Origin of the sequence: Delftia sp. SD018, assembly GCF_017355445.1 — a bacterium.
Taxonomy (GTDB): Bacteria; Pseudomonadota; Gammaproteobacteria; order Burkholderiales; family Burkholderiaceae_C; genus Comamonas; species Comamonas acidovorans.
Map to the genome: position 1 here is coordinate 15,227 of NZ_JADDRN010000036.1, position 23,330 is coordinate 38,556.

Genomic DNA, 23,330 nt, shown 5'->3' on the forward strand with positions numbered 1-23,330 from the left:
GGCATGGCGGGCTCCGCAGGTCCATTTACCTGGCGGCAGCCGTGTACACGCCGGGCAGCACGGGGTGGAATTTCTCCACCGGCTTGCCCTGCAGCAGCTGCGCGGCAATGGCCACGGCTTGCAGTCCCAGCTGGTCGGGGTACTGGCGGATCACGCCCACGAAGGCCGGTTCGCGGTCCACGGCCGCGCGCGCCTCGGCCATGCCGTCAAAGCCGACGATCTTGACCTGCTCCAGCTTTCTTGCGCCCTTGACGCTGGCCAGTGCAGCCAGGGCCGCGTCGTCGCCAAATCCGAAGATGCCCGCGAGATCGGGGTGGGCCTGCAGCATGTTCTGCGAAGCGGCCAGGGCCTCGGCACGCGTGATGCCCGGCTGCACGGAGACGATCTTCATGCCAGGGAAGGTGGCGATGGCGGCCTTGAAACCCTCCACGCGATCGACCACGGACTGTATGGACGGGTAGTGCAGCACGCCGATCTGGCCCTTGCCGCCCGTGGCCCGACCCATGAGCTGGCCGGCCAGCACGCCGCCGGCGCGGTTGTCGGTGGCCACGTGCGATGCGACCTCGACCCCGCTGGCCGCAATGTCCACGGTGATCACGGGAATGCGGGCGGCGGCAGCCTTGAGCACGGCGGCCTTCACGCCCCGGGAATCGACGGGAGACAGGATGATGGCATCGACCTTCTTGCTGACGAAGTCCTCCACGTCCGAGATCTGCTTGCCCAGGTCCTGGTTGGCAATGCTCAGGTCCAGCTTCAGCCCCTGCCGCGCGGCTTCCTGCTGCATGGCCTGGGCCAGTTCCAGGTAGAACGGGTGCTGCTGCGTGAGCAGGGACACGCCGATGGTGCGGGCAGGGCTGGGGCCGGGGCCCGGCTGTGCAAGCGCCGGGCTGGCCGGCAGGCCGAATGTGAATGCGCCGGCCAGCATGCGCCGGAGAAACGTGTTGCGGTCCATGGCTGTCTCCCTCCCTCTGTCGTTGTGGAAAAGCTCAGGTTCTGGCGAATTCGATGCGGCCCTCGGCCTTGCGGGTGGCCTGCAGCCGGTGGTGCGCCAGCAGATCGAAGGCGCCCGGCTCCATGTCCTGGTGGGCGCACAGGCCGTCGATCTGGGCGATGTCGCAGACCGGGTGCCCGCCCGTGGTGCTGTCCAGATCCAGGGCCAGCGCCACGGCCTTGGTGCTGTGCTCCACGGCTGCCGAATACAGGCGAGCCGCGCCCGGGTCGCGGCACAGCAGGCGGTTGCGGTCGTCGATGCCGCAGATCTCGAACAGGCAGATGTCCAGCGGCCGGGCCCGCAGACCCGCTTCTGCCCCGGGGCCGATGAGGCCGGGCTCGTCGCCGGCCAGCGTGCCGCCCGTGACGTGGATGGCGCAATCGAGAAACTGCCGCGCCGTCGCCACCATGGCCAGGTCGTGCAGCGTCAGCGCAATGCCCTGGCGGCTGGCCAGCAACGGCAGCACGCGGTGGGTGATGCGGCCGCTGCCCAGGAAGACCGAGGCGTCGTCCTCGATCCAGCCCAGCGCGCCCTGGGCCACCTGGGCCTGCGCCGGGCCTTGCGCGGCGGCAGGGGCGCCGGGCAGCTCGGCGGCCGTCTTGAGCAGGGCCGGGTTGTAGCGCGCCTTGCCGAAGGCGCGCACCACATAGCCTTGCTGCTCAAGGTAGTGCAGGTCGTTGCGGATGGTGACGGTGGAGACGCCGAAGAGCACGCTCAGCGCCTCCACCCGCACCTCATCGGTCTTGCGCGCCAGCTCCACGATCTGCAGCCTGCGCTTGAGTGAACTGTTGCCTTGGTCCTGCATAGATTCTTTCGATTCGAAAGTTTTTTATTTCGTATCGAAAGTTTCCCTGCGTGCAAACGCCAAGTCAAGCGCTCCCCGGGTATTCACCGGGGCGTCTGCTTCTGGGAGGGCTATCGGCTGGCCACGCCCAGGTTCACGACCACCGGCCGCTGCAACTGTGCCGTCCAGGCCCGGTAGGTCCGGTGGGCCAGGGCGTTCAGCACGGGAATGCGCAGGTCCAGGTGGCGCAGGATCTCGCTCTCGGTCTGCGCCGCGGGGCCGCGTGCGCGCAGCAGCTCGTCATGGCCTTCGGTGCACCAGGCGGCCACGCTGGCGGCGGTCACTTCCATGTGGCCCTGGAAGGCCCAGTGCCGGCCGTGGCGAAAGCCCTTGTTCAGGCAGTGGCTGCCGTACATGGTGCGCACGGCGCCGCGCGGGATCTCGAAGGTGTCGTAGTGCCAATGGAAGATCGTCGCCTCGCGCGGCAGGTCCATGACCTGCTGGGCGGCGGCCGTCACCCAGATGCGGCTCCAGCCAATGTTGGGGCAGGGGTTGCGCCAGACCCTGGCGCCCATGGCGCGCGCCAGCATCTGTGCGCCAAAGCAGTGGCCGAGCACGGGGATGTCGCTGCGCAGCGCATCGGCCAGCAGGGCCTGTTCATCCTCCATCCACGGCAGGCCCTCGTTCACGCTGTGGTTGCTGCCCAGCACCACGATGCCGCTGTAATCGGCGGCGTGCACAGGGGCTGTGCCATCGAGGGCGGGCTGCAACAGTCGGTAGGGAATGCACTGCTGCTCCAGGTGTTCACGCAGAACGCCGGGGCCCTGGGCGGATTCGTGCTGGAGGATGGCGACAGGTCTCATGGCGGCGCGGCTTCATCGGGAAGCCATTTGTTGTGAGGCCTTGACTCTAGGCACGGCTGCCTCAAGGGCGGATTGTGTTTGCGCACAACGCCATCAAGGCCGCATCAAGGCCGCCCCATGCCTTGCGCAGGCCCAACGCAAAAAGGCGCCACGGCCGTGGCGCCTTTGATGGTGGCAACTCCGTCAATCGTGGTGCCGCCCGGAGCGCTGCGGGCCCGGCTGCCTGCCACGGCGGCGCAGTCCCAGCGCCGCCGCGCCCAGCAGGAGCAGGGAGGCCCAGGCCCCGCCCACGGGGATGGCTGCGACGGAGTCGCTGCCTGGGACATCGTCCGCGCCAGGCGTGGTCTTGGTGGTGGTCGCAGTGCTTGAGTCGACATCGCCCGTCGCCTGGGTCTGGGTGACCGTGATGGTCACCGATCCCTTGGGCAGGCCGCTCACGTCTGTGGCAGGAGTGGTCCAGTGGCCATTGCCATCGCAGGGCACGGTCACCACCACGGCCTTGGGTGCCGTGCCGATGGTCACCGTCACGCTGCCGCCGCCGGCCGTGCAGGTGCCAGAGAGGATGTAGCCGCCCTGGTTGCCCGCGTCTATCGGGGGAGGATTCACCACTGTGACCGAGGGCGTGGTGGGCGGCGTGGTATCGACCTTGGTGACCGTGGCATCGGCCGTGCCCGAATTGCCGGCGGCATTGGTCTGAGCCACGTGGATGTCCACCGTACCCGCAGGCAGTGCGCTCACGTCGGTGGCGGGGGTGGTCCAATGGCCATTGCTGTCGCATGGCGCAGTGGCCACCACCGCGTTGGGCGCCGTGCCTATGGTCACGGTGACGCTGCCTGCGCCGACTGTGCAGGTGCCAGAGAGGATGTAGGCGCCCTGGTTGCCCGCATTGATCTGGGGCGGGGTGCCCACTGTGACCACAGGCAGCGTGGTGTCTGCCTTGGTGACGGAGACATTGGCGGTCCCTGTATTGCCAGCCGCATCGGTCTGGCTTGCCTGGATGGGCACCGTGCCCGCAGGCAGCCCGCCCAGGTCGGTGGCGGCAGTGGTCCATTGGCCGTTGCTGCCGCACGCTGCGATGGCTTCCACGGAGTTGGGCGCCGTGCCGATGCGCACCCTGACATCGCCATCGCCGGCCGTGCAGGTGCCCGAGACGGTGTAGCCGTGCTCATTGCCGGCATTGATCGCGGCTGCGTTGTCCACCGCGACCAGGGGTGCCGTCGTGTCCGTGGCTGCGGCCGTGGTCTTGGTGGTGATGACACTTCGCGTGCCGGTGTTGCCGGCCGCATCGGTCTGGGTGGCCGTGATGTCCACCGGACCCAGGGGCAGGCTGGCCACATTGGCAGCCGGTGCCGTCCAGGCTCCGGCTGCATTGCAGGCCGTCGTCATGGTCACGAACTTCGGGGCCGTGCCGATGGTCACCTTCACATTGCCATCGCCCGCGGTGCAACTGCCTGCGACGATGTAGGCCTCCTGGTTGTCTGCATTGATCACCGGGGACGTGGTGATGTCTACCGCAGGTGGCGTGGTATCTCCTTGCGCTGCCGTGCAGTCGGCAAGCGAGGCTTGCGAATGGCCCAAGACGAGGTTGACGTCGGCGAGGGTGGGTATTTTCGCGCCAATGCGCAGGGCATTGACTTCCATTCCCCCATCCACGGGAGTTTGCTCATTGAAAACGATTTCCAGGATTCCGGTATTCAGTCCGGTATTGGGGGATGGATTCAGTGGAATTGGGACAGGGATACCGAGCACGGAGATGCTCAGGTTCTCGATGGTCGCGGCCCCGGTGGGCTGGACGGTGCCATTGACGCAGGTTGCCTGCACTTGGGACTGCAGCACATCAGCCTTGATGGCTACGACGCTAGCGATGGACAGGTTGATGTCACTGATGCCTGCGGTTGTTTCGACGCGGTTTTGCGCCAGCGAGCTCCCGGTGCTTGCCGAGAGCACACCCGCCTTCAATGAAATCAAGCTGTTGGTGGCGCCCCCGATGTCTGCAGCAAGCATTTTCCCGGAAACATTGAACGCCGGCGGCGCACTTTGCAGTCCGGTATCTACCAGCGGGATATCCAGCCCGAGGTCTACCAATGAAACGCCGGCCTTCACTTCCAGCGCATAGCCGCGACCTTGCCCTGCGGAGGCGGCCCATGCGGTGCCACCTGTCCCCAAAACGATTGTGCAGCTGACTGCCATTGCTGCCGTAAAGCCGGCCAATTTCCGTCGATTTCCCGCGCCACGCTTTTGCATGCCATCGCCCTTTCATGAGTTCCTGAATTGAATGACCATCAAGCCGATGAATGGCTTGCCTGTTTTCAAAAGCGGAATCTAAAGGGTTGATTGCGTTTTGTAATGATCTTTTTGATGAAAATCGGATTTTCAGAGTAGTCCTAGGATTATTGAGGAAATGGGATTTATCCTAGGAATAGCTTATTTGATCTCGGATGTTTCTGATTGATTATGAAAATACCGTTTTTCAAGAGCTTCTACAGGTGCGGCCCAGCACGCCGGGGGCCGCAGCCGGGGTGCGTTACGGCTTGGGTGTTTGCCTGCCCAGGCGCAGCTCGCTGACCAGCACGCCGCCCACGATCAGCGCGGCCCCCAGGATGGCCAGCCCCGGCAGCCGGTCGCCGGCCATGCGTCCCACGATGCCGGCCCAGACCGGCTCGCTGGCATAGATCACGGTCGCACGCGTGGGCGACAGGGACTTCTGGGCCCAGTTCATGGTCAGCTGGATCAGGATGCTGGCGCAGGCCATGGCCACCGCGGCGGACAGCCAGACCCATGAGAAATCGGGCACGGATTCGCCTGCCACCGGCATGGCCAGCAGCGCCATGACGCCGGCCGCCAGCAACTGCACCGTGGTCACGCGCCGCGCATCGACCTTGCCCGCGAAATGCCCGATCAGCAGCACCTCGGCCGCAATCGCCAGCGTGCTCAGCATGGTTGCCATCTCGCCCACGTTCAACTCCATGCCGCCGGATTCCGGTCCCGCCACCAGCATGAGTCCCGTGAAGGCCAGGCCAATGCCTATCCAGCTCATCAATCGCGGCGGCTTGCCCATCACCAGCCATTGCACAAGAGGCACCAGCGGCACATACAGCGCCGTCAGAAACGCCGACTTGCTGCTGCTGATGGTCTGCAGCCCAAAGGTCTGCAGGCCATAGCCCAGGAAGATGCTGGCGCCGATGGCGATGCCTGCCACCAGCTCGGTGCGCGTGAGCCCGGCCATGGCCTTGCGGAACACCAGCAGCCCGATCAGACCCGCCGTGACAAAGCGCAGGCCCACAAAGAACAGCGGCCCGCTGTACTGCATGGCCAGGTGGACCACGAGAAAGGTGCCGCCCCAGACCATGGTGACGGCGATCAAGGCCAGCTCCTGCCGGCTGAGCAGCGGCGTGCGCGAACTGTGAGAAGATGACGTGTGCAACATATTGCGCAGATCATATGAGAAATATATTGCACAGCGCTGGCGAGCGCTCCGATGTCCTGGCTTTCGTCAGCGAAAACCTGCGCCGCCTGCGCCAGCGTGCAGGACTGAGCCAGGCGGCCCTGGCCGAGGCCGCAGGCCTGAGCCGGCGCATGGTCGTGCAGCTGGAAGGCGGCGACACCAACATCAGCCTGTCCAGCCTGGATCGGCTGGCCGACGCGCTGGGCGCCAGCTTCATAGAAATCGTCAGCGACCCGGCCGCGCAGCGCCTGCGCATGGACGCCATGGCCTGGCGCGGCACCCGGCCCGAAAGCCAGGCCATGCTGCTGGGCAGCGTGCCCGCCACGCGCGAGGCTCAGCTGTGGTCCTGGTCCCTTGGGCCCGGCGAACGCTACCAGGCCGAACCTGACCCGGAAGGCTGGCATGAAATGATCGTCGTGGTCGAAGGCCGCCTGCTGGTGGACCTGAGCGAAGGCCCGATGACGATTGAGGCGGGCGACTACGCCATCTACGGCAGCGCCCAGGACTACGCCTATGTGAACCTGCACGAAGGTGTGACGCGGTTCATCCGGAATGTGATTTCCTGAGGGCGCTGCAGCGGTCTGTGCCGTGCTCTGAGCAAGGCACTGTCGTCAATGAAATGCGGTGGCCTGCGGTGCCGCTTCAGACTGAAGCTGTGCATACACAGCGCGGACTACCAAAGGATCTGTGCTGCGCAAATCAAAGGAACGGGCAAAGCCGCAGATCGACTCGCCGTTGCGGGCAGCGGCAAGCGCCTGCAGTCTGTTTTTCTCGCGGTTTTTCGACCATGCTCCGCAACTGACCAATGCAGTGACGGTGAGTGCCGTGGCAGCCGGATGTGCCACGGAAATGGTGCCTGTGGCGCACGCCAAGATTGCAATGAAGCTCCAGAAAGCCACGCGCTGCCAAATGTGGGGCACAGGGCGGGCGGGTGAGCACACCGAGGAGGTGTACATGAGGCGAGACAGACTTTTCCGGGGCTGGTACATCGTGGGCGCTGTCCATGTGCTGCTGCCGCTGATCTTTGGCGAGGCCTATTCGTTCACGGGTTGTGCGCGCCGCAGCAGCTGTGCGTGCAGCGGACCCAGGCGCGATTCGATGTGCTGGCGTTCGCTTTCGCCAAAGACGGCCGCCTTGTCCCGCCCGTCAGGCTCGAAGCGCTGGTCCAGTGCCTTGGCATGCTGGCGAAGGCGTGCGGCGATGCGCTGGCGCGCCGCCTTGCCTGCATGCAGGTCGAAGCGCCGGGCTATCTGCTCCATGGCTTCGGCATCCAGCTGGCGGTAGTGCAGCACAGGAACACCCTGGCTTTCGTGCAGATCCCGCATCCGCTCCATCATTGCCTGCAGCACGCGCACGCGGTGGTCGAGCATGGAGACAACGGGCTGGCTGCCACTGCCGGAACAGAAAACCGGACCAGCGCCAGCCAGCGACGGGTCGCCCGACATGTGCCGGCCGGCCTGCTTGTGGTGTGAGGCCAGGATCTCCACAGGATCGCGGACCAGCATCAGGCCGGGCACCTCGGGGTAGAGATCGTGCAGCAGCTCCCACTGGAAAATGTCCCAGGCATTCCACTTGACCACCAGGTTGCGGCGCCCCGGCACGGCCACGGTGATGGCCGACACCAGGCCGGCAATGCCATCGCGCTTTTGCGCCCGGTCCAGCGAGCTGTCCAGCAGCAGCTCGGTGAACACAGGTGGCTCCGACAGGACCAGCGTGCCGTCCAGTTCGGAAAGGCAGCCCGAGACCAGGGTGGAGCCGCAGCGCGAGAGGTGGAAGATGAAGCCGGCAGGCGGATGGCCCCCGGGCCTGGGAAGGGATTCCGCGCACAGGCCGGCCAGCGGCGTGCGCGGCCGGATGAACTGGTTCAGCAGCCTGCGCTGCAGGCAGCGGCTGATGTACTCGTCATGAAACGGCTCGGTGGCAGGGCCGTCCGGCAGGCACCAAAGGATGCTGCGCGTGCGTGCCTCATACCTGTGTGGCAGCCAGCCACCGGCCAGCAGTGCGGCAGTTGGCACGGCAGCCGCCTGGTTCAACTGCTGCAGCGCCTGCATGAGGCGACCATCGTTCCAGGCGGGAAGACACCACAGCAGGCGCAGCTGCACCAGTAGCGACTCCATGCTCCTGGCCTGCTGGAACAGGGTGTGCTGCCGGGGGCTTGCGATCAGTTCGGCAAAGGCCGCCTGCAGCTCATGCATGGGCGTGTCCCTTGCCGATGCTGTCTGCCAGCCAGGCGTTGGCAAGGCAGTCGATGACCAGGTGGGTGCGGTCCCGGGTGCCCCGGTTCACCACTTCATGCGTGGCATCGGCATTGAAATACCAGAGCTCCCCTGCGGCCATGGGGATCGTGCGGCCTTCCACGATGAACTGCACATCGGGATGTGTGTACACGGGCACATGCAGCCGGGCCTGGCCATGCGCCAGGCCCAGCCTACGGTCGCGATGCGGCTTGATGGATGAGCCGGCCTTCAGCTGCATCAGGCGCACAGAGCGCAGCGGGCACTGCAGTTGCTCCAGCACCTGGCGTATGGCGGGGCAGTGCTGCAGCAGGGGCAGGTCCTCCCAATCCTCCTCGGGTTCCTCGATGGAGAAGCTCTGGAGAATGGGGTGGGCCGCCACATGCTGGCGCTGGCAGCGCAGCGGCATCACACGCCATACGCCTTCGTAGCCGCCGTGGTTCACGTGGTCGCACCATGGCGAGGACAGCAGCGCATCCACCTCGTCGCGCAGCGCCTGCAGCGCAACCCTGGCATCAAGCCGCGCAAACAGGGGCGTGCCGGCACAGGCGTCTTCATGCGCGCAGGGCAGGGCGGGCCTGGCATTCATTGCAGCGCCTTGGCCAGTGGCAGGGGACAGGTCATCAGCGGAGCCATGCCCTGGGCGGGCGTGCCCGGCGCAGTCGGCTGCCCGTGCAGCAGCAACGCCTGCAGGCGCGAAACACATGCGGCCACGCTGAGCTGGTCCGTGCGCAGGGTCAGCTCCGCTGCCACAGGGGGTTCATAGGGCGAGTCGATTCCGGTGAACTGACGCAGTTCGCCGCGGCGCGCTTTTCTGTACAGGCCCTTGGGGTCCCGCCGCTCGGCAACGGACAGGGGAACATCCACGAACACCTCCAGGAAGTCACCCTTGTCGAACAAGGCCCTGGCAGTGTCGCGCTCGCTACGGAATGGGGAAATGAAGGCCGCGATCACGATCGTGCCCGCATCCACGAAAAGCCGGGCGACCTCCGAGACCCTGCGTATGTTCTCCGCCCGGTCTTCTTCGGAAAAGCCCAGATCGCGGTTCAGCCGGCTGCGGATGTTGTCTCCGTCCAGCACATAGGCACGCCGGCCGGCCGCGTGCAGATGCGCCTGCAGCGCATTGGCGATGGTCGATTTGCCGGACCCCGAAAGTCCGGTCAACCATATCGCAACCGCTTTATGACCATGGAGTATCTCCCGGTCTTGCCTTGAAACGGAAGACAGTTGGTCATGTATGTCGGGCGGCGGATTCTGGCCGGAAAACAGCATGGATTCAATACGGGAAGGAAAGGCCTGGAGTGGATGCTGAGCGCATCAGGTAGGCGGGAATATCGATGGATTGTAAGAAGTTTTCAAGAAGAAATTGCTGAGGCGGTTTTTCGTTGTGTGACCGGATTCAAGTGCTTTCATTGGTCATTTATTTTCTTCTTCAGAGGGGAATGACGCACAAGAGAGGTGCTTTTGGTAATCATCAGTAAATGCTTATATTTCTCATGATTCTTGATAATTCATTTGCAATAGTCGTTGATTATGTCGATTGAGCATGCTGCTGTCGGTTTTTGGTGAGTGATTGATTTCTTGTTATCAATAGCATTGTGCGTATCAAGAATGTAAGGCAGAAAAATCTGCGTCTGATGCGAATGGTTGGAAAACCTGTTCAATGCATATGCGCGACATATCACTGAAACCAGGTACTGACTGCAGATTCCAGATGTCCGGCGCCCGGCGCTGTCCCGCATGCCTGAAGGAGGGGAGGGGGCAGCTCAGGCCTGACTTTGAAAGTGAGAAGCTGCGCGGTTCCGGCGCAGAGGCAAGGTGCCGCCTCCAGGCGAAGTACCGATAGCCGTTGGTGGTTAGGCGGCTCGTTGAGCTTGCCTGACCTCTGACGGGCAACTGCCGGTGATCTCGCTGGCCTGTGATCTCCGGGTTGATACTTAATGTCTGAACATGTATAGACAACTACAGTCAACCCTATCAAGGAGATGCATATGGACCGAGGCAGGCTGTTCCGGGGTTGGTACATCGTGGGCGCTGTCCATGTGCTGCTGGCGCTGATTTTGGTGCCGCCTATTCGTTCGGGGCGTTTTTTGCCAGCATCCAGGCACAGTTCGGCGCCAGCAGCTTCTCCACGGCTTCCATCTTTTCATTGACGGCACTGATCTACTACGCCGTCGGCGTGTTCTCGGGCGCCTGGAGCGACAGGACCTCGGTGCGCACCGTCACCTCGGCCGGCATTGTGCTGCTGTCGCTGGGCTTTGTGGCCAGCAGCCTGCTGACATCATCGCTGGCGGCTTTCCTGGGTGCCTTCTGTGCGCTGGTCGGGCTGGGAGTTGGTCTGGTCTACGTGCCTGCTGTCTCCACCATTCAGCGCTGGTTCGTGCTGCGGCGCAGTTCGGCTTCGGGTATCGCGCTTGCCGGCACCGGACTTGGAACGCTGCTCGGGCCCGTGGTGGCCGGCGCACTCATGGAGCATCTGTCCTGGCAACTGACCATGCAGGTCTATGCCGCAGCCATCGCACTGGCCGGCTTAGCTGCCGCAGCCGCCCTGCGAAGCAGGCCCGAGGAGCTGGGGTTGCATCCCGATGGCATCCAACCCGGCGGCGCCAAGGCTGCGGGGCAGACGGGCCAAGGTGTGGTGGGCGTCGGCCTGGGGCAAGCGGCCCGGCAGGCGCGCTTTTGGTGGTATTTCGCCGCCATCTTCTTCGGCTCCATCGGCCTGTTCCTGGCGCTGATCCACATCAATCCGCTGGCACGTCAGCAGGGGCTGCCTGCCGCGCAGGCCAATCTGTTGATCGGGCTGATCGGCGTCGGCAATGTGCTCGGGCGTCTGGTGCTGGGGCGGCTGGGCGACAGGATGGGTCCACTGCGCTTTCTGATGGTGCTGACCGCGAGTCTGACCCTGCTGTGCGGGCTGTGGTCCATGGCGCAAGGCTTCACGGCCCTGGCAGGCTTCGCGTTGGCATTCGGTGCGGTCAATGGCGGCTGCATCGCGCTGTATCCGGCCGTGGCTGCCACCTGGTTTGGCACGCGGAGCCTGGGCGCCATTCTGGGTGCGCTCTACGTGTCGGTCGGTATTGCTGCCGTGGCAGGGGGCAGTCTGGCGGGGCTGCTGTTCGATCTGTCGGGCAGCTACACATCGTCCATCCTGCTGGCAGGCGGCAGCGCCGTACTGTCGGCCCTCGCGGTGCGGATGGCGGCGCGCGCAGGAGGCGCGAAGCCACAAGCATGACCCAACGAAAAAGCCCCAGACTCTTGCGAATCTGGGCCTTCTTGTTTGGTGCCGGAGAAAGGAACCGAATAGCTGTGTTGGTATGTGCTTGTCTTGAACAAAGTCATGAAAATCAATAAGTTATGATCGTTCCGAAGAGTGGCATGTGCAGCGGAAATACATGTTTGCACAACGTTTGCCCCCAATTTCCGCCACTTTTCCCCCGTGGCGAAGCCCAAGAAAACTGCCTCCGGCACCTACCGAATACAGACCAACGTGAAGGGGGTGACCGAGGAGCAGTTGCAGCACGTGGCCGAGCAGCTGCCTCGCAAGAGCCGGGGCCGACTCGACATGGTTGGCGCCCGCATTGCCGAGGGCCGGTGACAGATGGAGCGCCGCATGCAGATCCTGTGCAGCCTGCCGCAGTACAGCAGCCTGGTGGACATGCACGCCGGCTTCATGCCCTGGGTGCTGGCGCAGGGCATCAAGAATGCCCGCGCCAAGCTGACCGACGTGCTGCTGTGGTGGTGCGACCGCAAGTGCCCAGGCTGTGGTGGCGTCAAGCTGGGCAAGATGGCGATCTGCGAGACCTGCAAGGGCTTTGGCACCCGTGAAGTGCCGCACGAAGCCGAGGGCCAGCTGATCTCCGAGCACATTGGCGAGCATGTGGACCGCGCCCGCTGCGGCACCATCGCCGCGCTGAAGCTGATGAAGGGCATGAAGGTGGTTGCAGCCCAGGCGGTGAGTCTGGCAATACATTGAAGCGATGGGGAAACACCACACGCCCCTAAAGATGACCAGCCCGCTGGCAATGCCGGCGGGCTTTGTTTTCCGGGTACAGAGCGAATGAATGTTGCGAAGGCGGGAGAGCGCCTTCCCTTACGCCGCGCCGGCTGTCTGGACCACAGGTGCGAGTGAGCAGCAGGGAGTACAACGAAGGTGAGGCGAGGTGCTTCTATCTTCCTCATCTCTGGGAGAGTGCCATGACTTCATCGATTTCGCTTAAGTACCTGCTGGGGCGGCCCGTTGACCCGGATCTTGCTGAGCAGGCCGTTCAGGGGCATGGTGTGCCCTCGCAAGATCCTGATCCCTCGGCGCAGATTCGGATGACCAAAGAGGAGTCAGTCCGGGAATCAAAGTCAACCATGGTGGCCGGCTTCATGATGCTTGGCGCAGTGATGGGTGCGGGAGTCGGTGCCGTAGCTGCTGGCCCTGTAGGCATTTTTGTTGGCGGCGCTCTTGGAGGCTTGATAGGCGCTGGAGCCGGAGAGGCAGCGGGTATGGCGACAGTAGCGCGTGAGGCCTGAAGGCGTCCTACCTGCCATAAATTCTTCTTGATACGCTTCGTATCCCTCCCCTGCTGGATCCGTCCAGCAGTTACCTACCCAGGCTTGCCTTGGTAGGTTTTTTTTGCAGTGGCCCCGCTGACACTGCGGGGTCAGTTGCGGTCAAGCTGCGCTAGGTAGTGGCAGATATCAACCCGCGCGTCATACACCGCAGACAACCAATTTCCCGCTATCGGATGAGAGCCGGAGGTTGGCTTCAGGTGCAGAGCTGCCTCATTGACTGCAGGGGAAAAAAATGCAGCAACTGCGCAAGCTGGGTCCTTCCCGGCGCGACGCGTGGCAGCGGCATCGGCTTTGAGATCTCTTTTGAGCGCGATGTATTGGTCCCTGATCTGATCGACCCGTGCGGTGACCGTTTTGTTGTCGCCGATCGCGCGCAACAGTAGCGTGCAACGCTCCTCGTAGCTGCGTAGCCGCAGCCGGATGGCGTTTGTATCGGCGTGGTCGAATGGCTCGGTCATCAGACCAGTCTATAGAGAACGTTAAGTGACTCATCCCAGATCGGGGGAGTACACATGTTCGCACAGTGGTTGCGCCACCTTCGGGTGGCTTTTTTTGTTTCCGCCGCCACCAGAAGCATCTATGCAAAGCATGGATGGCATGGGGGATGCGAGGCTTGCGAGTGTGCAACGGCACTCGCCGCCGAATCGCTCAGCTCTCTGCTACGTCGATGAGCAGGGAAAGGTAGTTGTCAAGAGCGCGTTCGGTTGTCGCGAGCTCCAACTCTGGGCCACCGGTAGAAGTTCCGATGCGGATGGCGTCTCGGTCAATCAGAAGCGCCTCATGAGCGTGGGCCGCTTGCTCAGGTGTGATGGTCTCAATCAGCCGCACCACGACAGTGGCCAGCGCGCTCAGTTCACCGGCGAGCACATCCATACGTTCATTGTTCAAAAATTTATCCCAGTATGTTTAAAGATGCATCTTAACTGGCGGCCATAGGCAGGCGGCATCCTTATGTCCAAGCTCCAGACATTGAAGAGTACGCTGCCCGTGCTGGACACCCGCCGCGTGCAGACGATGCAGGCCGGCAGCTACATCACCGCCCACCGTGCGGCTGCCAATGCTCGCGTCGCTGCCGGACAGTGCGCGCCAGACACCAGCGCCCTCGATCTGCTTGCCGAGTTGCAGCGCCGCGCTGACGAGCGAGCGGGAGAGCTGGCTCGCATTGCTTACGAGGCCCGAGGCAGGGGCTGGGCTTGCGAGGGTTCCTACGATGCCAGCCATGCCTTGATTCAGGCCGAGCGGCTGATGCGGGATGCGTGGTCCGGGGTGGTGCGCTGATGGCAGACGCGACCGGCGGCCGCGCGATGACGCTTCGGCGCAGGCTCACTCCAGGGAGTGCTTGCGCTGCAGGTGCTCAAGCAGCTCCGCAGTGCACTTTTGAGCGGCGCTCAGGTCCCTTGCCTTGAGCCCTGAGTCATCCGGCTTTTTCGCAGCTTCGATCTGCGCGCCTTCGGCCGCGGCCATCTCGAAAAATAGCTGTCCGATCACCTCGAATCGATGTCAGCTTGGGTAGACGATTTCCAGAATTCCGCTGACGTCTTCCTTCACTTGCGCACGCCCGCATCCAGTTCTGTGTCCTGGGAAAGGCGCACACTGACGCCCTGGTATGCACCAAAATCGAAGTCATAGACCTTGCAATCGGCATCAAACAGATTGGTGTGCGAAATGATCAGGCCGGACTTGCTTGTAATCCTCAACCCGACGCCGATCTGGAAAATATCGCTCGTATCGCATACGAAAAGCGCCTGCGACAGGATGTCCCAGTTGGCGGAGGCCACCGATGAGAAGTCGCGGATCGGAAAACCTCTTGCCATGGCATCCGGCCCCTTGTCCACAAGATCGTCATCCTTGTTGAAAACCGCGGAGTCCGTCTTGGTCAACCGATAGACATGCCTCACGAATTTTCCATCGCTGAGATTGTTGATGGAAATATCCTTGATGGTCTTGGAAAAGCTGCTGGTGATGCTGACGCCGCCGCTGAGCGACGGCCCCGAAGGATCCACGCCCGGATTGATGTTGTACGCAATGGAGCTGCTGACGGTGCCGTCCTCGAGCGTAGACCCCGGGGTGTCCTTGCATATGTCGAACCGAACGCCCTTGCCCGGCTTGCCTTGGAGCGCCTTTTCGTACTCGCTGCGCGAAATGCCTTCGACATCGATTTCCACCTGGACCTCGCGCAGGAACAGCCCCTTCACCCTGGTGTCCTCGTGCAGCGAAAGGGTGCTCACATACTTATCGGTGAACATCTTGCCATTCTTCGATGCGGCAGCGTGGCTGCCATCCATGTTCACGAGGACGAAGCACTTGTTCAGCGCCGTGCTGCGATAGACATCGATGCTGGCATTGATTCTGCAATTGGGCACGTAGCCGGCATCTCGCTTGGCCTGGTCCAGCAGCGTGACTTGAAGCCATTTCCCTTCGTATTTCCTTGCAGGCCATGTGTTGTACAGCGTCTCTCCATTGGAGTCATCCGCGTACATATTAATGACCTGCGTGGCGCAAGGAGTGGCTTGTGGCAGTTGAGACATAGTGCCCTTTTGAAATGGTAGGTAAGGAGCGGGAAATTCCCAGGCCGACCGCAGACATGCCGGAAAGTCATTCCTTCCGGCGCATTCGCGTGGGCGGCCAGTAAATATTAGGCGCAGGGATTGCATGGCTATTGACTCTGGGTCTGGCAGAAATTGACTGTCCGTTCGCGAATAGGGACGGGACAGGCGCGCCTGCCGCGTTGGCAGGCCTCTACAGCGAGTGAATCGACCCCGAGACGGGTGAACTGGCGCCGACTACACGCTGTCGGCGACGACTGCGAGAGCCTGCAGGCCTTGGACGCGGACTGGCTGAAGGGGAGGACCAAGCCACGATGCGCGTCGTTCTGCTGCTTGGCGTGCTGGCGCTGGCTGGCTGCGGTTCCGTGCCTGGGGGTCGAGGTCCAGGCCGTCAAGGTGCCAGTGCCTGTGGAGTGCCGCGAGCCGATCCCGGGCCGGCCCGCCATGCCGACCGAGGCCCTGGCCGACGATGCCAATCCCTTGGAGCTGCTGCGCGCCGCCCTGGCCGAGATCGACCGCCGCGAGGAGTACGAGGTGCGGCTGCTGGCCGCGCTTACCGCCTCCGTGTGAACCCTGATGACGCGTGTAGTCCCAACGCAGAAGTCAGTACAGTAGAGGAACTGACAACTTTAGAGAATCTTATCGGCAGCGGCCCTCTTGATTTATTTGGCTTTGCGTCGGAGTAACAACGAAAAAAAGGCGATTATCGAAGACAAAGCGACTAATCCAAGTTCACCAATGGTTGGTACTGCAGTGATTGTCGGTTTGGGAGGCGTTATGTTTGTAAGGGTGACATTGCCAGTCGATGTTCCGCCTCGGCCATCAGAAATCTCATACTGAAATGAGATAGGATCTGTAGTATTGCCAGAGGGGGTAAAGATGATTTCTCCTGCTGCCGAGACTCCGATGCTTCCGCCTGCTATCAAAATGGTTGTTGGAGTGCCACGAGTAATTGGATTTCCATTAATGCTGATGATTTGCAAAGTATCCGAATCTGCGTCGGTATCGTTCGCCAAAATATTTAGTATGGTGGGCGAGTTAGGTATAGAGTATTTGTCCGGATTGGCTATCGGCAGATTGTTCTGAATTTTTGGATTGGTATAAGTCTGGAAGTTGTAGAAGCCGACAACTTCACCCGTTGAATCAAGGCCCACCCAGCGAATCTCTTTTATGAAAAGACCGGCCGCAATATCAGAAGGAGACAAAGTCACTCCGAATTTCTGAGGTGGGGCATCAAAAGCGTTTGTGGCATCAGAAACTATTGCGCTCGTTCCATCGCTTGCAAAAATTTGAAGATTAGATCTCTCAAATAAATCGTTCCAATCGACGAAATCGAAGCTGAAAGCAGCAGTTGCTGAGTTGGCTAGTTTAAAGGAGATGCCATTCTCCGTGTTCAATGCGGCAAATATTCCTGGAACTGCTGGTGCGAGGGGGTTCCAAAATAGACACTCCTCCGAATAATTTGATGTCCCTGATCCGGAATTTAATGCATGACAATATTTTGAAGGAGACCAAGCAGTGCTTGTATTGGGGCCGTAGGCTTCTACAGTGAAGCCATTCCAAATATCCGGATTTCCTGCGCTTCCTATGGGCTTCAGGTTTACAGAGGTGCTGAAATCTTCGTGGGTGGAGAATGTCCCTGAACCAATGGCAGACAGGAAACCGGCTTGGTCGTCGATGAAGGTTGAAAATGTCGCCGCCTGGCTGCTCGTGACCCAAGAAAAAATCACCAGAAAGGCCAATTCTTTTAGTGTCGGTATTCCAAAACGCATGTTGATCGTCCATAGAGGGAATTTATAAAGACGGGGAGCGTGATGGAAATCATTCTTATTATCAATAAGGGTTTTTGTGAAAGTTTGTCAAGAGGATTTTGGGGGCACTTAGCCTTTGCCCACTACTAGCTAGCGGTATGTAAGAGGCCGAGAGCAGATTCAAACAATCCAGCAACGATTAACGAAAAAGCGTCTCGGTACATGATTTTTAAGGGTTAATACCTACATCTAAATTCCCTGTAGTTGTTGTGAGAAATGGATGCAACATGGATTTTGTGTTAATTGCAGGTCAGTTTGGGGTGACAGCTCTTGCAGTGCCGAAGTTGGATCTGCAACGCAGGATGACTTTATAAAAAAATGTTAATTTTTGGCATGAGATGTTACTTTTCGATAGCTGTAGGGCATGATGAGAATTGCCTATCGATAACGCAAAACTGAGCATTTTGCTTAAGCAAAACAGGATGGGTTTTGTTTCCAAGCGGATGCTTGTTTCGTAAGCTTGCGAATTCCGCTCTGTGAAGTCCTGTATAGCTATTCAAGAGGCTCTCGGCATGGGTAATAGATATAGCTCTCCCGATATTTCTGATATTGACGAACTCTATCCGCTGCAAGGACCTGCCCCTAAAAAGGGGTGGGGTGTATATATAGTTCCATTGGCATGCGGTCCATATATTAAAGCATGTGAATGCTTAGAAGTTGGGCAATGGGGGTTGATTCCAACGACGTCGCTAAGCAGGCGTCCTTTAAATTTGGATGGTTCCCCTATGTCAACGGAAAAAGCGTTCAGAGAAACGTTGAGCAATGATTACGTCTTTGGCCCGTCTTGGCATGCGGGTCGAAGGTGTCTTATTCCAGTGAGCAGCTGGATCGAGAATTACTCTGGGTTATCTGGTCGCAGTATTAACTGGATGTTCCGACGTTCCGATGGAAAGCCTGCAATGTTGGCGGGGCTGTATAGTGAATGGATCGATCCGGTGAGCGGAGAAAAGGTGCCGAACTATACGGTGATCACACAAGATGCCAGCGCGCACCCAATTCTCTCTCTCATGCATAGGCCTGGCAGAGAAAAGAGGTGTGTGATAGTTCTGGAGCGCCAAGACTGGGATGCTTGGCTGCATTGCACTCCGTCCCAAGCAGATTCATTGATTAAGTTGCCCATGACGGGTGCGTTGAAGAGCGGGGCAGAAAATCCAGACGAAGAAGCTCTGTTGCCTCTTGAGCAGTTGCGCGCATTAAAGGCAGGTGGTTAATTTGGTGCTTGCTATCCAATCGTGTGGTAATTTATCAAGTTTTTTCTCATGTGGAAATCAGCAATAAGTTAGGCTTGATAATCTTGTTGAAAATGGTGAGAGCATGGAATTAAATATTTATGAGATTCTGCTATTCATTGCAATACAATTAATTTGCTTCTCATTTTTCATGATTGTATTCTGGACATACTGTATTGTTATGAAGAAAAAAATAACAGAATCTTTTAATATCTTAGCTTTTTCCTTTGGACTTGCGATGTCTGTCGTTGCTGCAAAAATTATCACACCGTAGCGGATTTCTATTGAAATTGCCGGACCGCATATCGTCAAGATTTGCTGCGCATATTTTTTGTTAAAAGACTGAGTGGGAAGATAAAGATCACTCCGCGTCCGGTATCAGGAGCTTATGCAAGGCCGTCAAGCCATGATCTACACGCTGCACATAGATATGCAGGTTTCCGGTTGCTATACGGACCGGATCTTGCATGGAAATGTCGAGCTCTTCGAGTTCCAGGCGGCAACTCTCTCCGGTGCAATCCGAGATGGTTGCTCCGTTGGCAACTTGCTGCGACTAGAGGGATTCCACATCTGGTACGGCCATGTCTCCATCGGCACCACGTCGCTCTATGCCATGCGCCACGACGCCGAGACGCTGGCGCAGCGGCTAGTGAGCCTGCATTCGCAGTTCTATGGGTAGGGGGAGCGCAGCCCGCGAACTGTCTTGGTCGGATCTGAAATCCGAGCAAGTTGAAGGCACTTGGTGTGCTGGTGAGGGTACGGAGAGGCCTGAGGAAGAAGCGCCGCTGCGGGCGAGCCAGCTGCAAGCGCCATCGGCTGAACAGGTGGCTTGAGCTGCCGAGGCTCAGGCATGCTTTGGCCGCTGCAAAACAAAAAGGGAAATTGAGTTTCCCCAATTTCCCCCCAGAATCCTTGCGGAACCCGCATGGATGCTATGTTTTGGTGCCGGAGAAAGGAATCGAACCCTCGACCTTCTCATTACGAATGAGCTGCTCTACCAACTGAGCTACACCGGCGACAGACAAAAATTATAACGGCAAATTCATGCCTCGGAATGGTACTGCGTCACTTTTTCGACTTCGTTCTTCGAGCCGAGGATGACGCTCACACGTTCGTGCAACTGCGTGGGCTGGATGTCGAGGATGCGCTGCTTGCCGTTGGTGGCGGCGCCGCCGGCCTGCTCGACCAGCCAGGACATGGGGTTGGCTTCGTACATCAGGCGCAGCTTGCCGGGCTTGTTGGGCTCGCGGCGGTCCCAGGGGTACATGAAGATGCCGCCGCGGGTCATGATGCGGTGCACGTCGGCCACCATGGAGGCGATCCAGCGCATGTTGAAGTCCTTGCCGCGCGGGCCTTCCACGCCGGCCAGGCATTCGTCCACGTAGCGCTTGACGGGGGTGTCCCAGTGGCGCATGTTGGACATGTTGATGGCGAATTCCTTGGTGTCTTCGGGGATGCGGATGTTTTCCTGCACCAGCACGAAGGAGCCTTGCTCGCGGTCCAGCGTGAACATGGACACGCCGTCGCCCACGGTCAGCACCAGGGTGGTCTGGGGGCCGTAGATGCAGTAGCCGGCCGCGACCTGCTGGGTGCCGGGCTGCATGAAGTCCTGCTCGGTCACGCCGGGGTGGCCTTCGGGCTTCTTGAGCACGCTGAAGATGGTGCCGATGGAGACATTGACGTCGATGTTGGACGAGCCGTCCAGCGGGTCGAACATCAGCAGGTATTCGCCGTGCGGGTAGCGGTTGGGCACCAGGTAGATGCCTTCCATTTCCTCGGAGGCCATGGCTGCCAGGTGGCCGCCCCATTCGTTGGCCTCGATCAGCACCTCGTTGGCGATGATGTCCAGCTTCTTCTGGACTTCGCCCTGCACGTTCTCGCTGCCGGCCGTGCCCAGCACGTCGCCGATGGCGCCCTTGTTGACGGATTGGCTGATGCGCTTGCAGGCACGGGCCACGACTTCCAGCAGCAGGCGCAGCTGGCCGGGGATGAGGCCGTCCACGCGTTGCTGCTCGACCAGGTAGCGGGTCAGGCTGACGTTTTTCTTCATGGGTTCAACTCCTAAAAATCCGGGAGGCGCGGCCTGGGCCGCGCCTTGGGTCAATCCGCGAGGGCGCGGGTGACGACTTCACGCACGTCGTTGCTCAGTTCAGCGCGGGCCGCCACGCGGGCGACGGCCTCGCGTGCGGCCGTGCGGTAGGGCTCGGCCAGCTTGCTCCAGCGGTCCAGGGCGCGCGCCAGGCGGGCGGCGACCTGGGGGTTGATGGCGTCCAGCTCGATGACGCGCTCGCTCCAGAACACATAGCCCGCCGCGTCGGCGCGGTGGAAGGCGCCGGGATTGGCGCTGCAGTAGCTGAAGATCAGGCTGCGCGCGCGGTTGGGGTTCTTGATCTGGAAGTCGGGGTGCTTCATCAGCTGCTTGACGGCCGGCAGCACGTTGCCGCCACGGTCGCAGGCGCCGCCTTGCAGCGCGAACCACTTGTCCAGGACCAGCGCGTCGTGCTGGAACAGCTTGTGGAAACGCGCCAGGGCCTGGGCTGCCAGCGGGTGGCCGCTTTGCAGCAGTGCCGTCAGGGCGCTCATGCGGTCGGTCATGTTGCCGGCGTCCTTGAAGCGCTGCAGCGCCTTGCCGGGCCAGACGCTGTCGCCCGAGGCGCGTGCGGCCAGGCACAGCATGGACAGGGCCAGGCCTGCCAGCGCACGGCGGCCGGAGCTGACGGGGTCGGGGCGGTAGGCGCCGGTGTCGCTGTGCTCTTGCCAGGCCTGCTGCCAGTCGGCCTGCAGCTCGGTCGCCAGTTGCTGGCGCATGGCTTCACGCACGGCGTGCACGCGCTGCGGATCGACCACGGCCAGTTGCTCGGCGATGTAGCTTTCGCCGGGCAGGGCCAGCATCAGCTCCTTGAAGGCCGCATCCAGCTGGGGATGGCGCAGCACGCCGCGCATGGCCTCGATGAAGGAGGCCGGCAGCAGGGCGGCCGTGATCTGGCCGCTGGCGTCTGCCGTGATGGAGGTGTCGCCGATGGCCTGCAGCGCGATGCGCAGGCCCAGGCGCTGGCCGGCTTCCCAGCGGTTGAAGGCGTCGCTGTCATGGGCCAGCAGGGTCAGCAAGGCGGCATCGCTGTCGCTGTGCTGCAGCACCACGGGCGCGCTGAAGCCGCGCAGCAGCGAGGGCACGGGCTCCTGGTCCACGTCGGTGAAGACGAAGCTGTGGCTGGGCTCGGACAGCACCAGCAGGCGGCTGTCGCCCGCTGCCGCCTGGTCCTCGCCCTGCAGGCGCAGGGTCAGCGCGCGGCCGTCCTGGCCCAGCAGGCCCATCTGCACGGGGATGACGAAGGGCAGCTTCTCTGCCTGGCCCGGCGTGGGCGCGCAGCTTTGGCTCAGGGTCAGCGTGTAGGTGCGTGCGGCGGCGTCGTAGCTGCCATCGGCGTGCAGCTGGGGCGTGCCGGCCTGGCTGTACCAGCGCTTGAACTGGTCCAGGCGCTGGGCCAGCTCGCTGCCGGGGTTGGCATCGGCCATGGCCTGGGCGAAATCGTCGCAGGTGACGGCGTGGCCGTCATGGCGCTCGAAGTACAGCTTCATGCCCTTGGCAAAGCCTTCGCGGCCCACCAGGTTGTGCTGCATGCGCACGACCTCGGCACCCTTTTCGTAGATGGTGACGGTGTAGAAGTTGTTGATCTCGATGTAGCTGTCGGGCCGCACCGGGTGGGCCATGGGGCCCGCATCTTCGGGGAACTGGGCGGTGCGCAGCACGCGCACGTCCTCGATGCGCTTGACGGCGCGCGCCGAGGGGCTGCCCGCCATGTCCATGCTGAATTCCTGGTCGCGGAAGACGGTCAGGCCTTCCTTGAGCGACAGCTGGAACCAGTCGCGGCAGGTGACGCGGTTGCCGGTCCAGTTGTGGAAGTACTCGTGGCCGACGACGGACTCGATGTTGGCGTAGTCGGTGTCGGTGGCCGTGGACTGGCTGGCCAGAACGTACTTGGTATTGAAGACGTTCAGGCCCTTGTTCTCCATGGCGCCCATGTTGAAGTCGCTGGTGGCGACGATCATGAAGCGGTCCAGGTCCAGGGACAGGCCGAAGCGGGCCTCGTCCCAGGCCACGCTGGCCATGAGGGAGTTCATGGCGTGCTCGGTCTTCTCCAGGTCGCCGGGGCGCACGAAGACCTGCAGCAGGTGGTCGCGGCCTGCGCGGCTCTTGATCTTTTGCTCGCGCGCAACCAGATTGCCGGCCACCAGGGCGAACAGGTAGCTGGGCTTTCTGTGCGGGTCGGCCCACTTGGCGAAGTGGCGGCCGTCTTCCAGCGCGCCTTGCTCGACCAGGTTGCCGTTGGACAGCAGCACCGGGTACGCGGTCTTGTCGGCGCGCAGCGTCACGGTGTACATGGCCATCACGTCGGGACGGTCCAGGAAATAGGTGATGCGGCGGAAACCCTCGGCCTCGCACTGGGTGAAGAACGTGCCCTGGCTCACATACAGGCCCATGAGCTTGGTGTTCTTGGCGGGCGCGCAGGTGGTGAAGATTTCCAGATCGACGGGGTCGCCGCCCTCGGGCAGGTTCTCCAGCACGAGCTGGTCGCCGTCCATCTTGAACGAGGTGCCGCCGCCGTTGACCAGCACGCGCGCAAGGTTCAGTTCATCGCCGTCCAGGCGCAGCGGCTGCGCCGGCACCTCGGTGTTGCGGCGCACGCGCATCTTGTTGAGCACGCGGGTCTTGGCCGGATCGAGATCGAAGGTCAGGTCCACGGTGTCGATCCACCAGGCAGGAGCCTGGTAGTCGGCGCGGTGGATGGCGGTGGCAGGGGCCTGCCCGTCACGCAGTTGCAGCATACAGATTCCTTCCTATGCCAATATCAGGGGACAGAGTCCA

At 61.5% G+C, this 23,330-nt stretch carries 24 protein-coding genes, 1 tRNA gene and 1 pseudogene; 9 read left to right on the forward strand and 17 right to left on the reverse strand.

Annotation, left to right across the window (positions count from 1 at the left end; all coding sequences use genetic code 11):
- Nucleotides 1–25: 25 nt before the first annotated feature.
- The 4 genes from INR38_RS25540 to INR38_RS25555 all read right to left on the reverse strand — a co-directional run bounded on the left by INR38_RS25540 (nt 26) and on the right by INR38_RS25555 (nt 4,216).
- Complete coding sequence (locus tag INR38_RS25540) at nt 26–952, reverse strand: substrate-binding domain-containing protein (protein WP_043823111.1); 927 nt, start codon at nt 950–952, stop codon at nt 26–28.
- Nucleotides 953–986: 34 nt separating this feature from the next.
- Nucleotides 987–1,796: a DeoR family transcriptional regulator gene (locus INR38_RS25545; RefSeq protein WP_063326406.1), complete on the reverse strand. Its 810-nt coding sequence runs from the start codon at nt 1,794–1,796 to the stop codon at nt 987–989.
- Nucleotides 1,797–1,906: 110 nt separating this feature from the next.
- A complete protein-coding gene (locus INR38_RS25550) occupies nt 1,907–2,638 on the reverse strand; it encodes a type 1 glutamine amidotransferase (RefSeq protein WP_012205023.1) in 732 nt (243 codons plus the stop codon).
- Between the two features lie 183 nt (nt 2,639–2,821).
- Nucleotides 2,822–4,216: a hypothetical protein gene (locus INR38_RS25555; protein ID WP_242699189.1), complete on the reverse strand. Its 1,395-nt coding sequence runs from the start codon at nt 4,214–4,216 to the stop codon at nt 2,822–2,824.
- Between INR38_RS25555 and INR38_RS28830 the strand changes: the two genes are divergently transcribed.
- Nucleotides 4,208–4,600: a hypothetical protein gene (locus INR38_RS28830; protein ID WP_225970930.1), complete on the forward strand. Its 393-nt coding sequence runs from the start codon at nt 4,208–4,210 to the stop codon at nt 4,598–4,600. The two genes, INR38_RS25555 and INR38_RS28830, sit on opposite strands and share 9 nt — an antisense overlap.
- 562 nt (nt 4,601–5,162) lie before the next feature.
- Here the strand turns inward: INR38_RS28830 and INR38_RS25560 are convergent.
- A complete protein-coding gene (locus INR38_RS25560) occupies nt 5,163–6,065 on the reverse strand; it encodes a DMT family transporter (RefSeq protein WP_097202615.1) in 903 nt (300 codons plus the stop codon).
- A gap of 14 nt (nt 6,066–6,079) precedes the next feature.
- On the opposite strand from INR38_RS25560, the gene INR38_RS25565 reads away from it, so the two are divergent.
- The gene (locus INR38_RS25565) at nt 6,080–6,649 is read left to right on the forward strand and encodes an XRE family transcriptional regulator (protein ID WP_026062195.1); all 570 of its coding nucleotides are present in this window, start codon (nt 6,080–6,082) and stop codon (nt 6,647–6,649) included.
- Between the two features lie 45 nt (nt 6,650–6,694).
- On the opposite strand, the gene INR38_RS25570 is transcribed toward INR38_RS25565, so the two are convergent.
- From INR38_RS25570 to cysC, 4 genes are all read right to left on the reverse strand, one after another.
- Nucleotides 6,695–7,039 (reverse strand): hypothetical protein, encoded by a 345-nt coding sequence (locus INR38_RS25570; RefSeq protein WP_207444216.1) that lies wholly within the window; start codon nt 7,037–7,039, stop codon nt 6,695–6,697.
- Between the two features lie 78 nt (nt 7,040–7,117).
- A complete protein-coding gene (locus INR38_RS25575) occupies nt 7,118–8,278 on the reverse strand; it encodes a sulfotransferase family protein (RefSeq protein WP_207444204.1) in 1,161 nt (386 codons plus the stop codon).
- On the reverse strand, nt 8,271–8,906 hold the full coding sequence (locus INR38_RS25580) for an aspartyl/asparaginyl beta-hydroxylase domain-containing protein (protein WP_207444205.1): 636 nt from the start codon (nt 8,904–8,906) through the stop codon (nt 8,271–8,273). Before INR38_RS25580 ends, INR38_RS25575 begins: the two co-directional genes overlap by 8 nt.
- A complete protein-coding gene (gene cysC, locus INR38_RS28935; protein WP_207444206.1) occupies nt 8,903–9,589 on the reverse strand; it encodes an adenylyl-sulfate kinase in 687 nt (228 codons plus the stop codon). Before cysC ends, INR38_RS25580 begins: the two co-directional genes overlap by 4 nt.
- 745 nt (nt 9,590–10,334) lie before the next feature.
- Here cysC and INR38_RS25590 point away from each other — a divergent pair.
- The 3 genes from INR38_RS25590 (at nt 10,335) to INR38_RS25600 (ending at nt 12,835) form a co-directional block, all read left to right on the forward strand.
- Nucleotides 10,335–11,549, forward strand: a complete 1,215-nt coding sequence (locus tag INR38_RS25590) for an MFS transporter (RefSeq protein ID WP_242699190.1) — start codon at nt 10,335–10,337, stop codon at nt 11,547–11,549.
- A 378-nt stretch (nt 11,550–11,927) separates the two neighbouring features.
- Nucleotides 11,928–12,290, forward strand: coding sequence for a hypothetical protein (locus INR38_RS25595; RefSeq protein ID WP_242699191.1), 363 nt, complete (start codon nt 11,928–11,930; stop codon nt 12,288–12,290).
- Nucleotides 12,291–12,511: 221 nt separating this feature from the next.
- Entirely contained in the window at nt 12,512–12,835 is a 324-nt protein-coding gene (locus tag INR38_RS25600; RefSeq protein ID WP_088165046.1) for a bacteriocin, read from the forward strand.
- A gap of 131 nt (nt 12,836–12,966) precedes the next feature.
- Here INR38_RS25600 and INR38_RS25605 read toward each other — a convergent pair whose 3' ends face one another.
- Complete coding sequence (locus INR38_RS25605; RefSeq protein WP_207444207.1) at nt 12,967–13,335, reverse strand: hypothetical protein; 369 nt, start codon at nt 13,333–13,335, stop codon at nt 12,967–12,969.
- 190 nt (nt 13,336–13,525) lie between these two features.
- On the reverse strand, nt 13,526–13,765 hold the full coding sequence (locus INR38_RS25610) for a hypothetical protein (protein ID WP_141441621.1): 240 nt from the start codon (nt 13,763–13,765) through the stop codon (nt 13,526–13,528).
- Nucleotides 13,766–13,906: 141 nt separating this feature from the next.
- On the opposite strand from INR38_RS25610, the pseudogene INR38_RS25615 reads away from it, so the two are divergent.
- Nucleotides 13,907–14,155: pseudogene (locus tag INR38_RS25615) on the forward strand (hypothetical protein); the annotation flags it as partial.
- 45 nt (nt 14,156–14,200) lie between these two features.
- Here INR38_RS25615 and INR38_RS25620 read toward each other — a convergent pair.
- A complete protein-coding gene (locus INR38_RS25620) occupies nt 14,201–14,365 on the reverse strand; it encodes a hypothetical protein (protein WP_157760081.1) in 165 nt (54 codons plus the stop codon).
- 56 nt (nt 14,366–14,421) lie between these two features.
- A complete protein-coding gene (locus INR38_RS25625; protein ID WP_141833218.1) occupies nt 14,422–15,405 on the reverse strand; it encodes a hypothetical protein in 984 nt (327 codons plus the stop codon).
- A 462-nt stretch (nt 15,406–15,867) separates the two neighbouring features.
- Here INR38_RS25625 and INR38_RS28970 point away from each other — a divergent pair, with 462 nt between their 5' ends.
- Nucleotides 15,868–15,993, forward strand: coding sequence for a hypothetical protein (locus INR38_RS28970; RefSeq protein ID WP_311770687.1), 126 nt, complete (start codon nt 15,868–15,870; stop codon nt 15,991–15,993).
- Nucleotides 15,994–16,085: 92 nt separating this feature from the next.
- On the opposite strand, the gene INR38_RS25635 is transcribed toward INR38_RS28970, so the two are convergent.
- Nucleotides 16,086–17,195, reverse strand: a complete 1,110-nt coding sequence (locus INR38_RS25635; RefSeq protein WP_207444208.1) for an Ig-like domain-containing protein — start codon at nt 17,193–17,195, stop codon at nt 16,086–16,088.
- A 551-nt stretch (nt 17,196–17,746) separates the two neighbouring features.
- On the opposite strand from INR38_RS25635, the gene INR38_RS25640 reads away from it, so the two are divergent.
- Together INR38_RS25640 and INR38_RS25645 are read left to right on the forward strand one after the other, a co-directional pair.
- Nucleotides 17,747–18,445, forward strand: a complete 699-nt coding sequence (locus INR38_RS25640; protein WP_207444209.1) for an SOS response-associated peptidase family protein — start codon at nt 17,747–17,749, stop codon at nt 18,443–18,445.
- A 424-nt stretch (nt 18,446–18,869) separates the two neighbouring features.
- Complete coding sequence (locus tag INR38_RS25645) at nt 18,870–19,142, forward strand: hypothetical protein (RefSeq protein ID WP_099733936.1); 273 nt, start codon at nt 18,870–18,872, stop codon at nt 19,140–19,142.
- Between the two features lie 261 nt (nt 19,143–19,403).
- Here INR38_RS25645 and INR38_RS25650 read toward each other — a convergent pair.
- The 3 genes from INR38_RS25650 to pepN form a co-directional block, all read right to left on the reverse strand.
- Nucleotides 19,404–19,479 (reverse strand) — tRNA-Thr (locus INR38_RS25650).
- 26 nt (nt 19,480–19,505) lie between these two features.
- Nucleotides 19,506–20,513, reverse strand: coding sequence for a class 1 fructose-bisphosphatase (locus tag INR38_RS25655; RefSeq protein WP_183019219.1), 1,008 nt, complete (start codon nt 20,511–20,513; stop codon nt 19,506–19,508).
- Nucleotides 20,514–20,563: 50 nt separating this feature from the next.
- Nucleotides 20,564–23,290, reverse strand: a complete 2,727-nt coding sequence (gene pepN, locus INR38_RS25660; RefSeq protein ID WP_207444210.1) for an aminopeptidase N — start codon at nt 23,288–23,290, stop codon at nt 20,564–20,566.
- Nucleotides 23,291–23,330 lie beyond the last annotated feature (40 nt).